Here is a 17,675-nt window from a genome sequence, read left to right on the forward strand (position 1 = left end):
CTCAGAACTGTTCAGCTTTCACCAGTGATAAATTTCAATATGCTTGGCCATGCTTTGGCGTCTTCTTTTAAAAAAAGATGCCCACCTTTATAAATATGTAACTGCCCATGCGGGATTCTTGCTGCGAGCGCTCTTGAATTTGCGACAGGGGCAACGCCGTCGTCTTCGCCACAGGCAATAAATGTTTCTATTGGCAGTGACCCCAGCTCTTCGTAGAGATCGTGATTAGCACGCGCGGCAAACTGCTTCTTCATCGCTTCCAATTTTTCAGGTGTACTATGGCTACCTTTTGCGCCTTTAAGATAAAATTCGTATGCTTTTTTGGCTTTTTCGGGATCGCTTTTCTGCCAAGCATCAGTGTGTTTTAAATTCATCTTTTTCATGATGAAGGCCGCGTATTCTTCGGCACTTAGATCCATCAGTTCATGCAGGGGGTATGAGGAGCCACCTTTGCCCCCGCTGCTAGTGCAGCATAGAACGAGCTTATCGATCATCTCCGGATGTGAAACAGCAAAATGCTGTGCAACCATGCCTCCAAAGCTCACTCCAATGATGTTGGATTTTTCCCATCCGATATGATGCAAGAGCTTAGCAATATCTTCGGCGTAGGCACTTAAAGTTGGATCGGTTGCCGGAGACGTTGATTGACCCATGCCACGATGATCGAAATTTAATACTTCGAATTTCTCGATTCCCGGAACGTCGTATATCGTGGGGGTGTGCCGGGTATCTGAATTTGTACCCGTTACCAGAACGATGCGGGGGCCTTTACCCTGAATTTTGTAAAAAATGCGGTGCGTGTTCAGATCAAGAAAATTGGAGGTCATGCTAAGGCTGTTAGTGTTGGTTTTTTGAATTTCCCCAGTCTGTCAGAAATAGTTTTGACAACAAGGAAAAAACGCCATTAGGCGACTTCACTTTCTACCTTTTCTTGAAGAGCAATAATTGACTGGTCGCAAATTTCAATCATTTCCCCAGCCTCATTAATAACAGCCTCTATTTTTTCTGATTTGCATCCCTGATCTATTTCTTTTGCTTTTTCAGAAGCTCTTTCCAGTCCGAATTGAGCAAAACTACTTTTCAGTGAGTGGGCTTCCCGACCAATCAGTTGCCAATCCTCAGTTTTGATGGCGGCGTTGATCTCTTCTCTTTGCTCGGAATACTGAGCTATCAGTTTCTCAGCCAAAATTTGAACCATCTCTATCCCGAAATTTTCAATGAGATCTTTAAATTTGTCTGTATTCAGGACTTGAACTGTGAAAGAGGAATTATCGGAAGAAGACTTTCTCTCATATGGAGTCTCACTGGACTCCATTGCGGGCTGCTCACCGTATTTTTGGTTTGCAATCCGTTTTAATGTGTCTTGTAAGACCCATTCTTCAACAGGTTTTGTCAGGTAGTCATTCATTCCAGAGTCGAGGCATTTCTTGCGTTCTTCGTACATCGCATTGGCTGTCAATGCGACGACCGGAATTTTACTAACTTCTCCCGGCAGTTTCCGAATTTCTATTGTTGCAGTATGGCCATCCATTTCTGGCATCTGAATATCCATTAGAACCATATCGAACTGGCAGCTTGCAACCTTTGCGACGGCCTCCACTCCATTGGGGACAATTTCAACGCTGTGGCCCCATTTCTTTAATAACTGCTGGATAACTAGTTGATTCACCTCGTTATCTTCAGCGACAAGTATGTTAAGCGGTTTTTGCGTAACGCTGTGTTGTTTTTCGGGAAGGCTTTTTGATCGTGCCTGCTCCAGTTGCTGCCAATTTGATAACCTGACTGGGAGTTCAAACCAGAACCGGGTTCCATTTCCGTGCTCGCTTTCAACCCCAATCTCACCGCCCATTAAGGTTACTAGCTTTTGTGCCATCGCCAGACCTATACCAGAACCCCCATATTTCCGAGTTTGTGAAAGATCCTCTTGCGTGAACTTGTCAAAGAGATTTGCTTGGGCTTCTTTAGAAATACCTTTACCTGTATCCTGAACCTCGACACGTAGGTAGATCATGTCAGTTTTATTTTCGGCATGGTCTTTTTGATTGAAATTGACAATGACTGACCCCTCGTCAGTAAACTTAATGGCATTTTCAATCAGGTTATGGAGAATTTGCTGGAGACGAACCCCATCAGTTTCAACAACTTCTGGTATGTTTTCCGCCTTTGTTATTTTGAAATCAAGATCTTTAGCTGCCGCTTCATAAATCCAAATATTTTGGATATTGTGAATGAACTCAGGGATACTGATTGGAGTTTGCTCCAAGACGAGCTGATTGGTCTCAATTTTATTCAGTTCCATCAAATCGTTTAAGAGCCTCATCAAGGAGTTTGCAGAACTCTTAACGGTCTTGAGATACCCCACTTGTTCTTTATCGAGAGATGTATCTCGCAGTAGGTTTGTAGCCGTCATGATCCCATTCATAGGTGTCCGGAATTCATGGCTTATGGTTCTAACGAAATCAGTTTTGGCCTGGTTTAATAGTTCTTGTTCGCGTGCGGATTTAAGGGCAAGTTCTGCCTTGTCTGTGACCTGTTCAATCTTTTCATGAAGACTCTGTTGGTACTCACTTATTTCAGTAACGTCGAACAGACTGAGGACAAATCCACCATTTTGAACCGGACCAATATGTAACAAATAGACTTGGTCTCTTATTTGAAACATCTCACTGAGAGCGGGCGCATCAGTCTCCACAACATTGGCATAGGTTTTTGAAATATTTGTTAGAAGGGGGCCATAGTCCTCTAGGTTATCTCTAAGAAGGTCAAGGAAGTCCTCGTAATTGAGGTTTGCTTCGAATAGTTCACGAGGCAAATTTAGGCGAGTTAGTAGGTTATCGTTGAAAAGGCGTAATTGAAGAGAATGATCAAAAACGGCGATCATACCGGGAAAGCCGCTTAAAGTTGCGTCTACAACTTCGTTTACACGTTTAAACTCTAATTCTTGCGTTTTAAGTTCCGTAATGTCCACCCAAACACATGCAGTTCCACCTGAGGTCAGGGGGAACTCCAAGGCCCGGATATAGCGGCCATCATTAATGTGACGATCGAATTGCTGAAATCCATTCTTATGTAGATTGAAGCGCTCCTCTATCCATTCCGGCTCTCGTCCCACAGCATCTTCAATGTGCCCATTATAGGCAATCATGGTGATGAACTCGATGAAGTCAATCTCCTGATCGGTGTCTAAGTTTAAGGAGCGGTTTAATCGATTAAACTGGGTATTGAAGAGATTGAGCTTATCATTTTCATCAAAGATTGCGATGGCCGCCGGAAATTTTTCAAACATCTCCTTGATGACTGTTTGAAAATTTTGGAATTTGTTAAGCTCTTGCTCGCGCTTATAAGCATTGCTGTATTGTTTACAGACAATATTCAATATTTTAAGAAAACTCTGGCTGAGATAATTCTTTTTATCACTGAAAAGCTCAATTATGCCGATGAGCTCATCATCGTTGAGGATGGGAACAGAAACCACAGAGTTTAAACGTGCTGTCAATGCGGCTTTTTTTCGATTAAATCCAGATGCACCAAAAATACTTGGGATGTAAATGTACTCTCGATTTTTCCAGACTTTGTCTGTCAGCCCTTGTTCTTTTAGAAGGGTTTGTCCCTCTGTCTCTCTGATTAAGTCTCTAAATTCCGGTTTGCTGCGATCTGACCAGATGTGCTCGGACTGAACAGAGTTCGGTTCAAGTAAGATAATGTGTCCCAGGTTCCAACCGCCAATGGAACAAATAAGGTTTAAACTTCTTTGCAAAGCAGTCTTGAAATAGGGGGCTTCAAATATGATCAGGCTGACTTTGTGGAGCAGATCCGTTGAGACATGCTTTTGTTCCGTTAGTTTATCAATTTTCGAATTTTTGGTTATTATTTGTAGAGCCTGAGCGAACAAAGCCAAAAGCAATAAGCTCAATCCCAACAGCAGGATTACTGCTCTTCCGAAAGCTATTTGGCCAGTCGAAAATTGCGGAAATAAAGCGATCGAGATTGAAAAAATAAAGCTGCTGAGTAGAAATGTTCTTCCCCAAAAATCGATTGCGAATAGGCTCGGTTTGGTTTTTGGAAAAGCGCAGGCCAACGCAAGAGCGCCGATTATTAATGAAGGGTCTGTAAGTCTGGCAAATATTGACTGACTACCCAGAAGAAATTGTGGGTTTTGAACACTGATAGAAACCAAGCATAAAAAATAGATCGTGCTGCCAACTAAACAGATAATCAAGCCAGGGGCAGTAGTGCCTGCTAGAGCGCCGATATTTGCCCAGTCATATCTTTTTTCCAAAAATCGCAAACCCAACATAATTTGAGCGAAGATATAGGCTCCGTATATGTTGATAGAATAAGTCAGACTTAAAAAATCTTTTGGGGGGATTTCAGCTGCCTGTTCAAAACCAAAATGCAAAGGGCGATAGCTCAGTAAAGCGCAGCCGAAACCAACGAGCGCGATAAAGAGATCTGTATTGGATTTTTGAACAAGGTATAAAAAGCCAAAACTTGTAGCGACAACAAGTGATGTCAGTATGAGTAAAACACTAGATGAAAAAATAAACAGCTCGCCTAAATCAACTAGATCTGAAGAGCTAATAAGTAGAGCTGTCGCTGAAACAATCGCACTAATTAAGAACCAGGTGATAAAGCGGTTTGATATAAGGTAATCGCCAATACCCTTAACCGAAATTTGTGACCGCTTTGCATCTGTTTGCCAGTTGGTCATTCAGAAGTGCCTAGCTCCAAGCTGGCGACAACTATATTGCCGCATCCTTGAAATTGAAGATTATCAAAACAGAGCTGTTTTGCGAGTTTGATGCCGCGTCCATGAAAGTAGTCATGGCTCTCATTATCTGATTTGAATTTTGGTTCTAAATATTTATTAAAATCAAAGCCTTTGCCTTCATCTGTTATTTTGAATTCAAGGGTTTGATCTTTGGATGCGAACTCCAGAATAACACGCTTATTTTTAAAGTTTTTATGCTGCAGTCGGTTCTCTATTTCCTGGTGCCACACACCGTTTTTAAGCAATTCCCCTTTCTCTGAATAAGATATGCCCAAGTTACCATGCTCAATTGCGTTGATCAGAAGCTCTGTTAAGCCCAATGCAACGTCATCTTTGTTGGGAGCCAGGGAGGCTAGAAGTGAGGCAATAGCTTTTGCTTCCTCTGGTTTTCGAAGCACAAAAGTTCCTTGCTCTAGCAGTGAAATACCAAGTGAAACCGTTTGGTAGTTTTCTCTGAGTTCAGATTTTCTTTGAAAATTCGCAAGAGCATTTTCGATCAACTCAACAAGCTGTTCAGGTTTCTTGTTGCGTTCAACAACAGTAGTGGCCTTTTCGATCAGCTCTGGCAGCACTTCGTCGGCTTGGTCTTTCGAATAGAGGAGTATAATTTCAGATCCGTTTAAGGACTGTAGACTATAGGGCTCAACAATGCGGGTTTGCTGTTCGTGGCTGAGGCCCATGAAGTCAGCAATTATAACCTCACTTCCTTCTAGGAGTTGGCTCGCTTTATTGCTTCCGTTCATTTCTGCCGGCGAACAGAACCTTACATCACCATGAACAAACTGATTGAGTTTATGGAGCGCTTTGTTATCGCCAGCAATGACCGCAATTTTAGAGTGGAGTTCAGGTTTCATCACTGTTCCTGTTCTCCAGATAAATGATTGTCAGGTCATCTGGTTGTTCACCAAAAGTCAGTTTGTGAAAATTTGTGACAAGAGATTCAAGGATTTGATTTCCAGACTGATCTGCTGACCAGTGTCTATTCAGATCGTCTCTCAGGCCCTCATCACCAAGAAATCCGCCGTGTTCAGCTTCAACCTCCACCAATGCGTCACTATAAGCAATCACCTTACAGTTGGCACCAAAGGGGATGGTTTGGCTTTTGTATTGCCAACCACTCTGTAGCCCTAATGGCAGGCCCGATGCAGACATGATTTCAAAATTGGGACCTGTTGCAGGATTTTGGAGTAGGGGGGGCTGACTTCCAGCTATTGCATATGTGAGTTCCCCTTCTTTCACATCGAGGCAAAAATAAAGCATCGTTGCATAAGAACCGGTAGAGAGATTTTTATTTAGGAAATTGTTGAGCTCATTAAATAACTGGTCCGGATGAGCATACAAATCACTTGCCGATGCTAGCCAGGTCTGCATGCGGAAGGTATTTAATGAAGCAGCAACACCATGACCCGAGAAATCTGCAACATAAAAGGCAATTTGGTGTTCATTAATAGGAAGTATGCCGCCAATGTCACCACCTAGCTCGGAGGAAGGCTCGTAATGCCAGCCAAGATCAAGGTTATATCTTTCGGCGAAGTCTTTGAGATCGTTTTGCTGTGGACATATATCGAGTTGAAGTTTTCTGGCCTGTTCTAATTCGCTGGCGACACGATCATGAAAGGATTGAAGACGCGCAATATAAATCTTGTTTTCAAGATGAACTTTGGTTCGGGCTAAAATTTCGTATTTTTTGATTGGCTTGACAACCATGTCACTGGCGCCAAATTCAAAAGCTTTTGTAATATCAGCAGCTGTATCTCGACCACTTTCGATTAGAACTGGTATGTTCCGCGTTTGAGGGTTCGCTCTGAGTTTTTTACAAACTTCAAACCCATCCATTTTTGGCATCTCCAAATCCAAAATAATTAGATCTGGTATTTCCTCCTCAATCATTTCAAGCGCTTCCAATCCATTTACGGCGAATTGGACATTCTGATAGCCACCTGCTTTAAGGCAGGCACCTATTAATTCTCGGATAAGCATGGAGTCATCGACAACTAAAATCCGAGAGGAAAAGAGTGCGGATTGCTCTTCGTTCGATAAATCGAGTTCTTGTGTTTCTGGAGACAGGTTTGATGACATGGCAACCTACGGAACAATAGTAATGATCTTATCAATCTCGGAAATTTCTAATAGTCGTTTGACTTGGCCCGCAGGTTTAAGCAATTGAAGTTTAGCGCCTGTTTTATCAGCGGTTTCGCGAGCGATCATCAGCATACCCAGGCCAGCTGAATCAATGCTTTCAAGGCCACTTAGATCTATCAGGCAGCTCTTGTATTTTTTATCGTTCAGAAGGTCCAATAATTCCCTAAAACTATTGTGATCCTCAAAAGATAGTTTTTCCGTAAGAGCAATGTTGAGCGTTGTATTATCACTTGTGACGACTGGCTTCATTTCCCTGTCTTTCCTCTCTTAAAATAACTCAATATCATCATCGTCAAATTCGTTGTTTGACGGTGTTGTTGTTTGACTTAGCTCTGGGGTCGCAGCGGTTTGGGGAATTGCTGAAGTCGCCTCATACTCCTCACCGAATACGGATTTGATAAAGCGCTCTCTCATTTCGCCAAGAGTTAAGCCTTCGATGATCTGGATAAACCATTCAGTGTCTTTGGACATGCCGACCATTTCTTCCTCAAAGACATCCCCTGTTGCGTTTGAAAATGCGGAGATACTCTCGTCCATGACCTGAAGCGTGCCAGTAATGTTTTCCAGTCTCTGACGCGCGCGATCCTGGAACTGGAGCTTAGTAATAACTCCGTAAATATCGGCTGTAATATCCTTGGAGACTGACTCAGAAGATCTTAGCGCTTCTGTGTAGTTTGCATTTTGCTCCACAATACAATCCATCAACTCTCGGATATTGTCTTTCACCAGAATATTTTCTGATAGATCAATGTTGGCAACCTCTTTGATCCGTGTGTGGCCAACTCTGACACCCTCTGCCATGCGGTTGACTTCTTCGCGCATATTCATCGCCATTTCATTGACGGATTTTGCCAAGTCCTGAACTTCATGTGCGACGACGGCGAACCCTTTGCCTGCCTCGCCAGCTCTAGCCGCTTCAATTCGAGCATTCAGGGCGAGAAGGTTGGTCTGCTTATTGATCCCTTCAATCTGGGTAATCAAGTCCTCTACATTCGCGACATCCTTTTTCACGTCATCAAGGGCATAAACAACTTCAACACCATGTTTTGAGGTGTCGACAATCTTGCTGATCATGTTCGTTAAATGCTCGTCAATTGTTTGAATAACATTTGAAAGATCGATTGTTTTTCCTTGATATTCAATGTTTTGGGCGGCCTCTGCCAACTGGCTGACCTGATCAGACTGTTTCTGACTATGCGCCGCAAGTTCCTGGAATTTTTCGGAAATTTCGGAGATGTTCGTTTCCATTAGATCTTGAACAAGCTCAATTTCTGAAAGAACAATATTCATTGCCTTACGCTGGGTTTCACCAAGGCTCATCCATCTATTCAGAAAATCAACTGCATCATGAGGTAAGTCTGACAAGTCGAGTGTTGTAGTTTTCGGTTCGATCTCTTCTTCCCCTGTATCTTCTGGTTGAACCAATTGGTTATCGGTAGGGTCAGCAGAAGTTTCTTCCTCATTCTGATGAGTTCCCACAACAGAAATTTCATCAGATGTTGAAGTGGAGATTTCTTCCATTTGTGAGACCTCTGCCTGGATATGTGTATCTTCAATTTCAGCCGCAGGTTCTTCAACTTCAGGTTCACCGAATACCGTTACACCTTCATCTGCAGCCTCGTCTGTTTCAGGTGTTTTATCGTCTTGTTCAAAGAAGAAATCTTCGACGCCGTCAACTTCTGGTACGGCTTCCATAACAGCTTCACTATCGATGGTGTGGTCATCCCCGGCTTCTTCAGCAAGAGGGGCACCAAAAAGTTCAATATCGTCTTCTGAAAACTGGTCTAGTCGACTATCACTATCGTCCACTGCCTGAACAATCTCCAAATCAGGGTCCATGTGAGGTTTGGTATGGGGTGATGTAGATGTGGTCATATGCGAATAGCCTTTACATCGTGAGCTTTCAGTTGTTCAAAGATGGCCGCTGTTATTTTGTTTAGGGGATATTGTTTTTCGACGGCTCCGAGTTCAAATGCGACCCTAGGCATGCCATATACAATACAGGAGGCTTCGTCCTGTCCGATGGTTGGAGCCCCGGCTTGGCGCATTGCTAATAGGCCTTCTGCGCCGTCTTTTCCCATTCCTGTCAGGATAACGCCGACCGCATTCTTTCCACCGATTTTAGCTGCGGAATTAAAGAGGACATTAACGGACGGTCTGTGTCCACTGACCGGTGGGCCATCATGTAAATGGCATACATAGTTTGCTCCGGATTTTGCCAATTCCAGATGGCTGTGACCGGGAGCGATGTAAACATGTCCGGGCAGAATTCGCTGGTTTTGCTTTGCCTCGACCACTGTTACTTTGGAAATCTGGTCGAGACGATTTGCGAAAGAGGTTGTGAAGGACTCAGGCATGTGCTGAGTGATCAGCACAGCAGGTGAGTTGGCGGGCAGGGCGGTTACAATTTCCCGCAGCGCCTCAACACCACCAGTGGAGGCTCCAATGCAGATAATTTGCTCAGTTGTCTTATACCCAGAATAGGAAACCGTTGTAACTTTCCGTATGTCAGATGGTTTTTTGGCAAAAACCTGAGCTCGCGCAGCTGTTTTAACCTTGGAAATAACTTCTGCTTTTTTCTCTTCTAAACCAACCCGAACGTCAGATGTCGGTTTTCCAATATAGTCAACAGCCCCAATTTCCAATGCTTTCAGGGCAATATCGGCACCTTCCTGTGTTAGAGAAGAAATCATCACTACTGGCATTGGGCGTAGTGTGATGATTTTCTCTAAAAAGGCGATGCCATCCATTTTCGGCATTTCGATGTCCAACGTCAAAACGTCAGGATTTAGTTCCTTGATCATCTGACGCGCCGTTAAGGGATCAGGTGCAGAACCAATGACTTCAATCCCTGGGTCACTGTTCAACATTGTTGTTAGCATCTGCCGGATGAGGGCAGAGTCATCAACAATCAGGACTGTAATTTTACGCCGTTCCATTTTATCCCCTAGAACAAATCAATCTCACCGCCTTTATCCACATTCTGTGGAAGGCGTGTCTGGTACTCTTCTTCTTCTTTCAGTAGATGCACATCGTCATCACGGCGCATCAGAAGACGGTCGACTTTTCCAGTGTCTGGAAAATAGTGAATACGCCTTGGCCAAGGCCCACCAAGATCGTATGCGGCTGGCTCAAGGCCCTCGTATTTAAGATAGTTCATGGCAAACTGACCGTTCATGTTGCCAACACGCGTGGAATTCGTGGTCACGTTTCCACCGCCGAACAACTTCACCTCTAGGCGGCTTCTTGGACAGCCTGTTTTAAGGATGTCGTTGATGAGGGTTTCCATAGCGAAGTTTCCATATCGCATGGTGGCACTTACTGACCCCCAATTTCCGGTGTCACTGGCAGGGAGCATGAAATGGTTCATGCCGCCAATCCCCGTGAGGGGGTCCCGAATACAGGCTGCAACACAGGATCCTAAAATGGTGACAATCATCTCTTTTTTACCGTCATGGCAGACATAGTGCTCGCCAGGAAGAACCCGAATAACGTTGCGGTTTCGCTTCGGGTCAAAATACCTGCGCTTCCCATCGACAATAGCGGCCTCGAGATGGGAGCGATGACGGCGATCTACATCATTTGATAGATGACGGTTCATTCTGGTTAAGCCTCTTTCACATAAGCAGTTCGACCCGTCAGCTTTAAGCTTCTGGGCAATCGCTGAAGACTTTCAGAATGGCCCAAGAACAACCTTCCTCCAGGACGGAGCATATCTGTATATCTTTCAACAAGTTGCTCTTTCGTCGCGTTATCAAAATAGATCAGTACATTGCGGCAGAAAATTACGTCGTATTTCTGCTTCATTGGCCATTGGTGTAGTAAGTTGAGCTGTTTGAAATGAACCATCTGCTTGATCCGGTCCTTCAACTCAAACCTGTCCCCGGACACAGAGACATTATCCTTTAGGGTGCTGGTGTAGCCCTCTGGAAGGCCTTTAAGGGCATCCGATTTGTATATACCGGCCCTGCCATGATTGAGCATGTTGGTATCCAGATCAGTCGCGAGAATTTTAACATCCCAGTTACGAAGTGCCGGGACTTTATCCTGTACTGTTGTCGCAATAGAGTAGGGTTCTTCACCAGAAGAGCAACCTGCAGACCAGATCAACACTGAGGAACTTTGAGATCTCCGTTTGGTATCTGTTGAGAGCTTCAAGAGGTGCTCTGTCAGAGTATCGAAATGATGATGTTCCCGGAAAAACTTGGTCAAGTTTGTCGTAACAGCATTAACCAGAAAGCTTGTTTCCTCATCTCCTTTTTGGGAGTCAAGAAGCTCACAATATTGAGAAAAAGTCTTTAGACCCAGTTGACGGAGGCGGCGTGCAAGGCGACCATAAAGCATATCCTGCTTATGATCGCCGAGAACGATCCCTGTCAGTTCATGAATAAGACCAGAAAGTTTCTTGAATTCTTTATGCGTGAATTCAAACTCTCTTTTCTTTTCAAGGGTTTCACTTTGCTGGCTCATATACGTAATCCGCTAATCTCCATTCCACCCAAATTTGGGTGGAATGGAATTGGTACCCTAGAACTCACTCCAGTCTTCAGCCGCCGCAGCGTTTGAACTCATCGATGCCACTGGCATTGGTCGATGGGCTGCTGGGTCGCTTTTGCCATTCGGCTTTGGAGCCTTATATTCAGTTGCAGTTTCTGCAGCTGATGGCTTGGATTGGAAGGAGTGACTATCGTCCACAGTAAAGAAGGAAATTCTGTCTTTCATTGCTTCAGACTGATCTTGCAGCGTTCTTGAAGCGGCTGCATTTTCCTCAACCAATGCAGAGTTCTGCTGGGTCATTTCGTCCATCTGTGCGACAGATTTATTGATCTCTGAAATGCTGGTTGATTGTTCATCACTAGCAGCTGCAATTTCAGAAACAATGTCACTGAGACGCTTAATGGAGTCTACAATCTCCGTCAGGGACTCACCTGCATCTCCAACGAGACGGACACCGTCTTTAACCTGGGCGCCGCTATCGTTGATGAGGCCTTTGATATCCTTCGCTGCTTGTGAGGACCGTTGAGCGAGGGTGCCAACTTCCGCAGCCACAACCGCGAAGCCTTTACCGGCATCTCCGGCTCTGGCAGCTTCAACAGCCGCGTTAAGAGCGAGAAGGTTAGTCTGGAACGCGATTTCATCAATGACACCAATGATATCAGAGATTTTTTGTGAAGAAGTTTCGATCCGGTTCATGGCGGTCACCACTTCACCCACAACATTTCCACCTTTCTCTGCTACATCACGCGCTGAGATGGAGAGCTGATTGGCCTGCTGGGCGTTTTCAGCATTTTGTTTTGTGGTTGAAGCCATTTCTTCCATGGCAGCGGCGGTCTCTTCAAGGTTAGAAGCCTGTTGTTCCGTCCGCTGGGAGAGATCTATGGTACCTTCATTGATTTCCTGGGCCGCGTTGTTCACTTCGGAGGCGGAAATCACAATGTCACCTACGATTTCTGTCAGTTGCTCACAGGTGTTATTTACGTTCGTTTTCAGGGTGTCGAAAAGACCATCATAGTCTGTGGTAATTCTGCGTGTCAGGTCACCTGTAGACAGAGCCGATAGGGCTACACCTACATCTTCCATTGCGCTTGAAACTGTTTCAGACAGACTGTTGATGGATTTTGACAGGTTGAGCATGAAGCCATCTTTCCCATCAAGGGTGAGGCGGCTTTCAAAATCACCAGACACAGCAGCAGAGACAACAGTATTGATTTCTTCTTCAATATTGCGTTCGGCTGTTACATCTGCCCATTCAACAACAGTACCGATACGTTCACCTTCATCGTCCATAACTGGGCTTGCGATCAGGTCATAGAACCGGCCACCGATTGTTATGCTAGTTTCAAAGGATGATGTCAGTTTATCCAGCATTCCCCGTTGGTGGGATGGGTTCTTGTGGAAACTATCAATGTTAGTTCCAATGATTTTGCTTGCATCAAAACTTGGAAGATCCTTTTTCATGGCATCTTCATTACCGATGAGCATATCGCGCATAGTGTCATTGATATAAACGATATTGTAGTCCGCATCAGAGACCATCATATTCGTTGTGCAGTTATCTAGAGCTGACTTGATACGTGAATTTTCATTAGCGACCCGACGCTCTTCACGAACTCTTGCCAGTTCCTCAGTAACATCTTCCCATTCAACAACTGTACCTGTGCGGTTTCCTGCTTCATCAAGAACAGGAGACACAACCAGATCATAGTTCTTGCCGCCAATTTCCAGCGATGTTTCAACGGGTTCTGACATGTTGCCAAGAATGTTACGTTGATGACTTGGGTTTTTGTGGAAACTGTCAATGTTTGTGCCGATAAGTTTGGCAGCGTCAAATTTAGGCAGATCCTGCTGCATGTTTTTCTCATTTTCCTGCAGCATTTTCATCATGGTATCGTTCGCGTAGACGATGTTGTAATCGGCATCCGCAACCATGACATTCGTCCGGCAATTATCGAGTGCTGATTTGATCCGGGCATTTTCCGCTGCCTGTTTTTCTTCAGCAGCTTGCTTAGCCATTTTCTCTGTTACATCTTCCCACTCAACAACAGTACCAATTCGGTCATGTTGGGAATTAAAGACTGGAGATGCGATCAGTTCAAAGTTGCGACCGCCGATTGTGATGGACGTTTCAAGCGGTTGACGTAGACCATCCAGTAGACCCCGCTGGTGAGCCGGATTTTTGTGAAAATCATCAATATTTACGCCAATGATGCCATTTGCGTTGAACTGCGGTAGGTCGGACTTCAAAGCCCCTTCATTTTCCCGCAGCATTTCAAGCATGGTGTCATTTACATAAGTAATGTTGTGATTTTCGTCAGCCACCATCACGTTTGTACGGCAGCTATCCAAAGCGGCCTTGGTTCTCATATTTGCAATGGTATTGTCAGACAGCGTTGACATTTCACGGGCAAATTGGCCAAGGGCACCAGGTGTGTTCGTATAGGGAATGTGAACACTTTGACCGGTTGTCATACTAGTAATTGAGGCATCCGCAAGATTACGCAGGATTTTCTCAATTGAAGAGGCAGTGAAGACTGCAATACCAGCAACAATTGCTAGTTCAATGACAAGATCGACTAGGATCATGGTCAGGGTGTCCGCAGACGATGTGGCGATATTTATGATGGATGCGACGATTAGCAGGATGCCTGCCAGCGCAAAACCAGAATATATCCGCATCTTGATGGACATATTTGAAAAAGAGATTTTCTTTTGAGTTGCCGAGTTAGGCAAACCGCCAGAATTAAATGTCATGTCTGTCATTTTTCAGTTCCTCACTACTCAGCTATTCTGAGCTAGTGCCTGCTCGGCACCGCTGATACTTGGATTGATGATGTCTTTGTTAAAAAGACTTTCGGTATTAAGTAGAGCCACCATTCGCTCCTCAGCGGTGACAAGCCCCATTAAGTGTTTGCTTTCCCCATTGTCGTCCATATCCGGAACGGGTCTGATATCGTCCTGTTCGACGGTCAAAATGTCAGACACACGGTCCACAAGGACCCCAATAATGCGTTCCCCAATTGCAATGATAACGACAACATGAACGGGCGACGCTTCGGTCCGTCCTTGTTTGAAACGGCATCGCAAATCGAAAATTGGAACGATGATGCCTCTTAGGTTAAGAACGCCCCGCATATATTCAGGTTGATTGGGAAGCACTGTAACCTCTGACCAGGCCTGGATTTCACGGACCTGCATAATGTCGACAGCATATTCCTCGTCGCCAATTGCAAAGGTAACGAATTGCTGGCTTCCATGAATGATCTGGTCATCGTTTTCTGCAACTTCTGACGCAGAAAGAGCGGCATTTCCCAGTTTTTCATCGCTATTTTTAACGTCTAATGCTTCCATACTTAATTATCCTGCTGGTTGGGTCGATACACCATTTTCAAGAGTGGCGATCCCTGTCATATCTGAAGGTGGAATGATATTTTCGTGTCCACTTCCATTGCTTGAACCATTATTTGGTCCACCGGAAGCTGATCCTTCCTTCAGGTATTTCTGTGAAATTTTGTAGAGCGCTTCGATATCCAGGATTGGGGCAACCTTGCCGTTTCCGAGGATTGTGGCTGCGGAAATACCCACTACTGGTCGATAGTTATTTTCCAAACTTTTGATAACGACCTGTTGTTGCCCTATGAGCTCATCAACCACGATACCGGTTGTGCCAAATTCCTCGCTTTCCACAAGTACGACGAGGGCTTTGGAAGGATCGCTTTCAGCGTTCTGAATATTGAACAGCTGATGCAATGAGCAGAGCGGAATATATTGGCCGCGAATTGAGACAAGTCGCTGGCCGTTAGGTAATTTTTTAAGACTTTCCTTCGTGGGGCGCAGACTTTCCACAATGTTTGGAATAGGAATAACGTATTTTGCGTGTCCCACCTGGACAATCATGCCGTCCATCACCGCAAGGGTAAGGGGCAGGGTCATTGTGAAGCGTGACCCCTTGCCAGGATTTGACTGAATGGAAACGCGGCCGCCCAGAGCCTGAATGTTTCTGCGAACGACGTCCATTCCGACGCCACGTCCAGAAACATCTGTAACTTTTTCCGCGGTCGAAAATCCTGGTGCGAAGATCATGTTATCAATCTCCTCATCAGATGGGGTTGCGTTTTCTGCAATCAGTCCACGTTCTATTGCACGCTTTAAAACGGCTTCACGGTTGATACCGCGACCATCATCGGAAATTGTGATTACAATCCGGCCTCCGCGATGTTCAGCTGATAAAGTCACATTTCCGGTTTCAGGTTTACCAGCAGCGATGCGATCTTCTGTGCTTTCAAGGCCATGATCCAATGAATTGCGGATCATATGGGTAATGGGATCGCTAATTTCTTCGATAACGGTTTTGTCGACTTCGGTCTGTTCTCCGACAGTCGTCAGCGTAACCTTCTTATCAAGCTTAGCAGCAAGCTCCCGTACAAGTCTTGGCATACGGGAAAATACAGATTTTACGGGCTGCATCCGAATAGCCATCACGCTTTCCTGCAGTTCCCGTGTGTGTAATGCCAGTTCTTCCAGACCCCTAACCATATTGGGGTATTGTTCTGTTGGAAGGTCGTCTGTTTGCTGAGATAGCATAGATTGTGTGATAACAAGTTCACCCACCATGTTCACAAGGCGATCAATGCGATCCAGTTCAACGCGAATGGACGTAACTTTTGGGGCGGCTTGTTTCTGTGTTTTTGCCGGTGCGGTAGTTTTTTCAGGAGCTGTTTCAGCTGTTTTAGTCTCCGCTGTTGCGGAAGCTTCTGAGGCCAATTCGTCTGTTTTTTCTATTTCAGAAGATGAAGGCGTGTCTCCAGCTACTGTAATGGAAAGATCGCAATCCTCAGTTACGAACTCAAATACCTCTTCGATTTCTGAAATATCTTCATCAGAAACTAAAGTAAATTTCCAAGCGAAATATGCTTCTTCGCCATCCATGCTCGCAAGAGAGGGGAGTCGATCCAAATCAGGCTCGGCAGTCAGTTCTCCAAGTGTTTTGAGTTCACGAACAATTAGCAGAGGTTCGTTTGCGTGTTTGAATAGTTCTGCCTTGGGGGCAAAAGAAATATGATATGTTTTTTGCTTCGCGTCAGACGCTTCAGGTGAAGTCTCTGAAACTTCTTCTACTTCAACGTCCTTTGTCTCTGAAATCTTCTCTCCTTTGGTCATAAGAGTAATCTCATCGAGGATCTCTTTACCAAACTCAGGAGTTAATGCTTCTTCGTTTTCCGCAGACTCTACCATCGCGCTAAGGATATCTGACGCGCGGAAAAGCAGGCTTACACCTTCTTCAGTTACTGCAATCCTGCCATCGCGCATTCGGTCCAGTAACGCTTCAAATTCGTGTGAAAATTCAGCAAGTTGCGTGAATTTAAAGGCGCCTGCGCCTGCTTTGATTGAATGAACTGCCCGAAAAATAGCATTCATAACTTCAGGATCATCTGAAGCGTCTGCCAGTTCAGATAGCTGAGTTTCAACGTCGCTTAAAAGCTCTGCGCACTCTGCAAAATAGGTTGCTTTAAATTGGGCAAATTCGTCCATGGTAATTCCCGTGTCCTATGATTTTCAGCCGCAGACTTTCTGAACCACTTTCAAGAGCTTTTCAGGCTCAAATGGTTTTACAATCCAGCCTGTTGCACCGGCTGCCCGACCTTCATTCTTTTTGCTATCGTCACTTTCGGTCGTCAGAACCAGAATGGGGGTGGAGCTATGTGCTGGGTTTTGCCGTAGCGCTTTTACCAACCCGATCCCATCCATGTTGGGCATGTTGATATCTGTAATTACGAGATCCACCATGTTTGACTTGATTGCGTCTAATGCAAGCAGGCCGTCAGCAGCTTCGACAACTTCATACCCTGCACCTTTGAGTGTGAAGCTGACCATGTCGCGCATGGTTTTGGAATCGTCTACTGCTAGAACTCTCTTCCCCATTTATTCGGTACTCCATTTAGAAAAGACATTTGCTAGTCCGAGATCATTTATGGCTGAATTCAGAGCATCACTGGGTTCTGATATCCGTAACGATTTATCGGCTTCTTCAAGAGACTTACCCATTGCAACAATCACCTGCAGGCAGGGGGTTGTGATTGTTTCAACTTTCGAAGCATCAAGCGTTACATCAGAGACTGAGCCTTGAAGTTGTAGAAATGTTTCACGAAGATTTTCCGCAATACTCAAATTGAGAATTTCTGGAAGCATTACATTATTTTCATTGACTTCGATCTGCACGGCTTAACCATAAATGTTGAAATTAAAGACAAATTTTGAACTCAGG

The 17,675-nt window shown here is 44.8% G+C and carries 14 protein-coding genes; all 14 read right to left on the reverse strand.

Features of this window, described 5'->3' with window-relative positions:
* Positions 1–11: 11 nt before the first annotated feature.
* Positions 12–827: an alpha/beta fold hydrolase gene (locus HH301_RS11245; RefSeq protein ID WP_169568997.1), complete on the reverse strand. Its 816-nt coding sequence runs from the start codon at positions 825–827 to the stop codon at positions 12–14.
* Positions 828–904: 77 nt separating this feature from the next.
* Positions 905–4,711: a GAF domain-containing hybrid sensor histidine kinase/response regulator gene (locus tag HH301_RS11250; RefSeq protein ID WP_169568998.1), complete on the reverse strand. Its 3,807-nt coding sequence runs from the start codon at positions 4,709–4,711 to the stop codon at positions 905–907.
* Positions 4,708–5,625 carry an ATP-binding protein gene (locus HH301_RS11255; RefSeq protein WP_169568999.1) on the reverse strand — a complete coding sequence of 306 codons (918 nt, stop codon included), beginning with the start codon at positions 5,623–5,625 and terminating at the stop codon, positions 4,708–4,710. Before HH301_RS11255 ends, HH301_RS11250 begins: the two co-directional genes overlap by 4 nt.
* Positions 5,615–6,850: a PP2C family protein-serine/threonine phosphatase gene (locus tag HH301_RS11260; RefSeq protein ID WP_169569000.1), complete on the reverse strand. Its 1,236-nt coding sequence runs from the start codon at positions 6,848–6,850 to the stop codon at positions 5,615–5,617. Before HH301_RS11260 ends, HH301_RS11255 begins: the two co-directional genes overlap by 11 nt.
* Before the next feature lie 6 nt (positions 6,851–6,856).
* Positions 6,857–7,162 carry an STAS domain-containing protein gene (locus HH301_RS11265; RefSeq protein WP_169569001.1) on the reverse strand — a complete coding sequence of 102 codons (306 nt, stop codon included), beginning with the start codon at positions 7,160–7,162 and terminating at the stop codon, positions 6,857–6,859.
* Between the two features lie 18 nt (positions 7,163–7,180).
* On the reverse strand, positions 7,181–8,788 hold the full coding sequence (locus tag HH301_RS11270; protein WP_169569002.1) for a methyl-accepting chemotaxis protein: 1,608 nt from the start codon (positions 8,786–8,788) through the stop codon (positions 7,181–7,183).
* On the reverse strand, positions 8,785–9,852 hold the full coding sequence (locus tag HH301_RS11275) for a protein-glutamate methylesterase/protein-glutamine glutaminase (RefSeq protein ID WP_169569003.1): 1,068 nt from the start codon (positions 9,850–9,852) through the stop codon (positions 8,785–8,787). The genes HH301_RS11270 and HH301_RS11275 overlap by 4 nt, the downstream gene beginning before the upstream one ends.
* 8 nt (positions 9,853–9,860) lie before the next feature.
* Positions 9,861–10,514: a chemoreceptor glutamine deamidase CheD gene (locus tag HH301_RS11280; protein WP_169569004.1), complete on the reverse strand. Its 654-nt coding sequence runs from the start codon at positions 10,512–10,514 to the stop codon at positions 9,861–9,863.
* A 5-nt stretch (positions 10,515–10,519) separates the two neighbouring features.
* Entirely contained in the window at positions 10,520–11,383 is an 864-nt protein-coding gene (locus HH301_RS11285; RefSeq protein WP_169569005.1) for a CheR family methyltransferase, read from the reverse strand.
* A gap of 57 nt (positions 11,384–11,440) precedes the next feature.
* Positions 11,441–14,173 (reverse strand): methyl-accepting chemotaxis protein, encoded by a 2,733-nt coding sequence (locus HH301_RS17785; RefSeq protein WP_169569006.1) that lies wholly within the window; start codon positions 14,171–14,173, stop codon positions 11,441–11,443.
* Between the two features lie 18 nt (positions 14,174–14,191).
* Complete coding sequence (locus HH301_RS11295; protein ID WP_169569007.1) at positions 14,192–14,761, reverse strand: chemotaxis protein CheW; 570 nt, start codon at positions 14,759–14,761, stop codon at positions 14,192–14,194.
* A 6-nt stretch (positions 14,762–14,767) separates the two neighbouring features.
* Positions 14,768–16,942 (reverse strand): chemotaxis protein CheA, encoded by a 2,175-nt coding sequence (locus HH301_RS11300; protein WP_169569008.1) that lies wholly within the window; start codon positions 16,940–16,942, stop codon positions 14,768–14,770.
* 24 nt (positions 16,943–16,966) lie between these two features.
* Positions 16,967–17,332, reverse strand: a complete 366-nt coding sequence (locus HH301_RS11305; RefSeq protein ID WP_169569009.1) for a response regulator — start codon at positions 17,330–17,332, stop codon at positions 16,967–16,969.
* Positions 17,333–17,629: an STAS domain-containing protein gene (locus HH301_RS11310; protein ID WP_169569010.1), complete on the reverse strand. Its 297-nt coding sequence runs from the start codon at positions 17,627–17,629 to the stop codon at positions 17,333–17,335.
* Positions 17,630–17,675: the final 46 nt, after the last annotated feature.

It is taken from the genome of Sneathiella limimaris (assembly GCF_012932565.1).
Classification (GTDB): domain Bacteria; phylum Pseudomonadota; class Alphaproteobacteria; order Sneathiellales; family Sneathiellaceae; genus Sneathiella; species Sneathiella limimaris.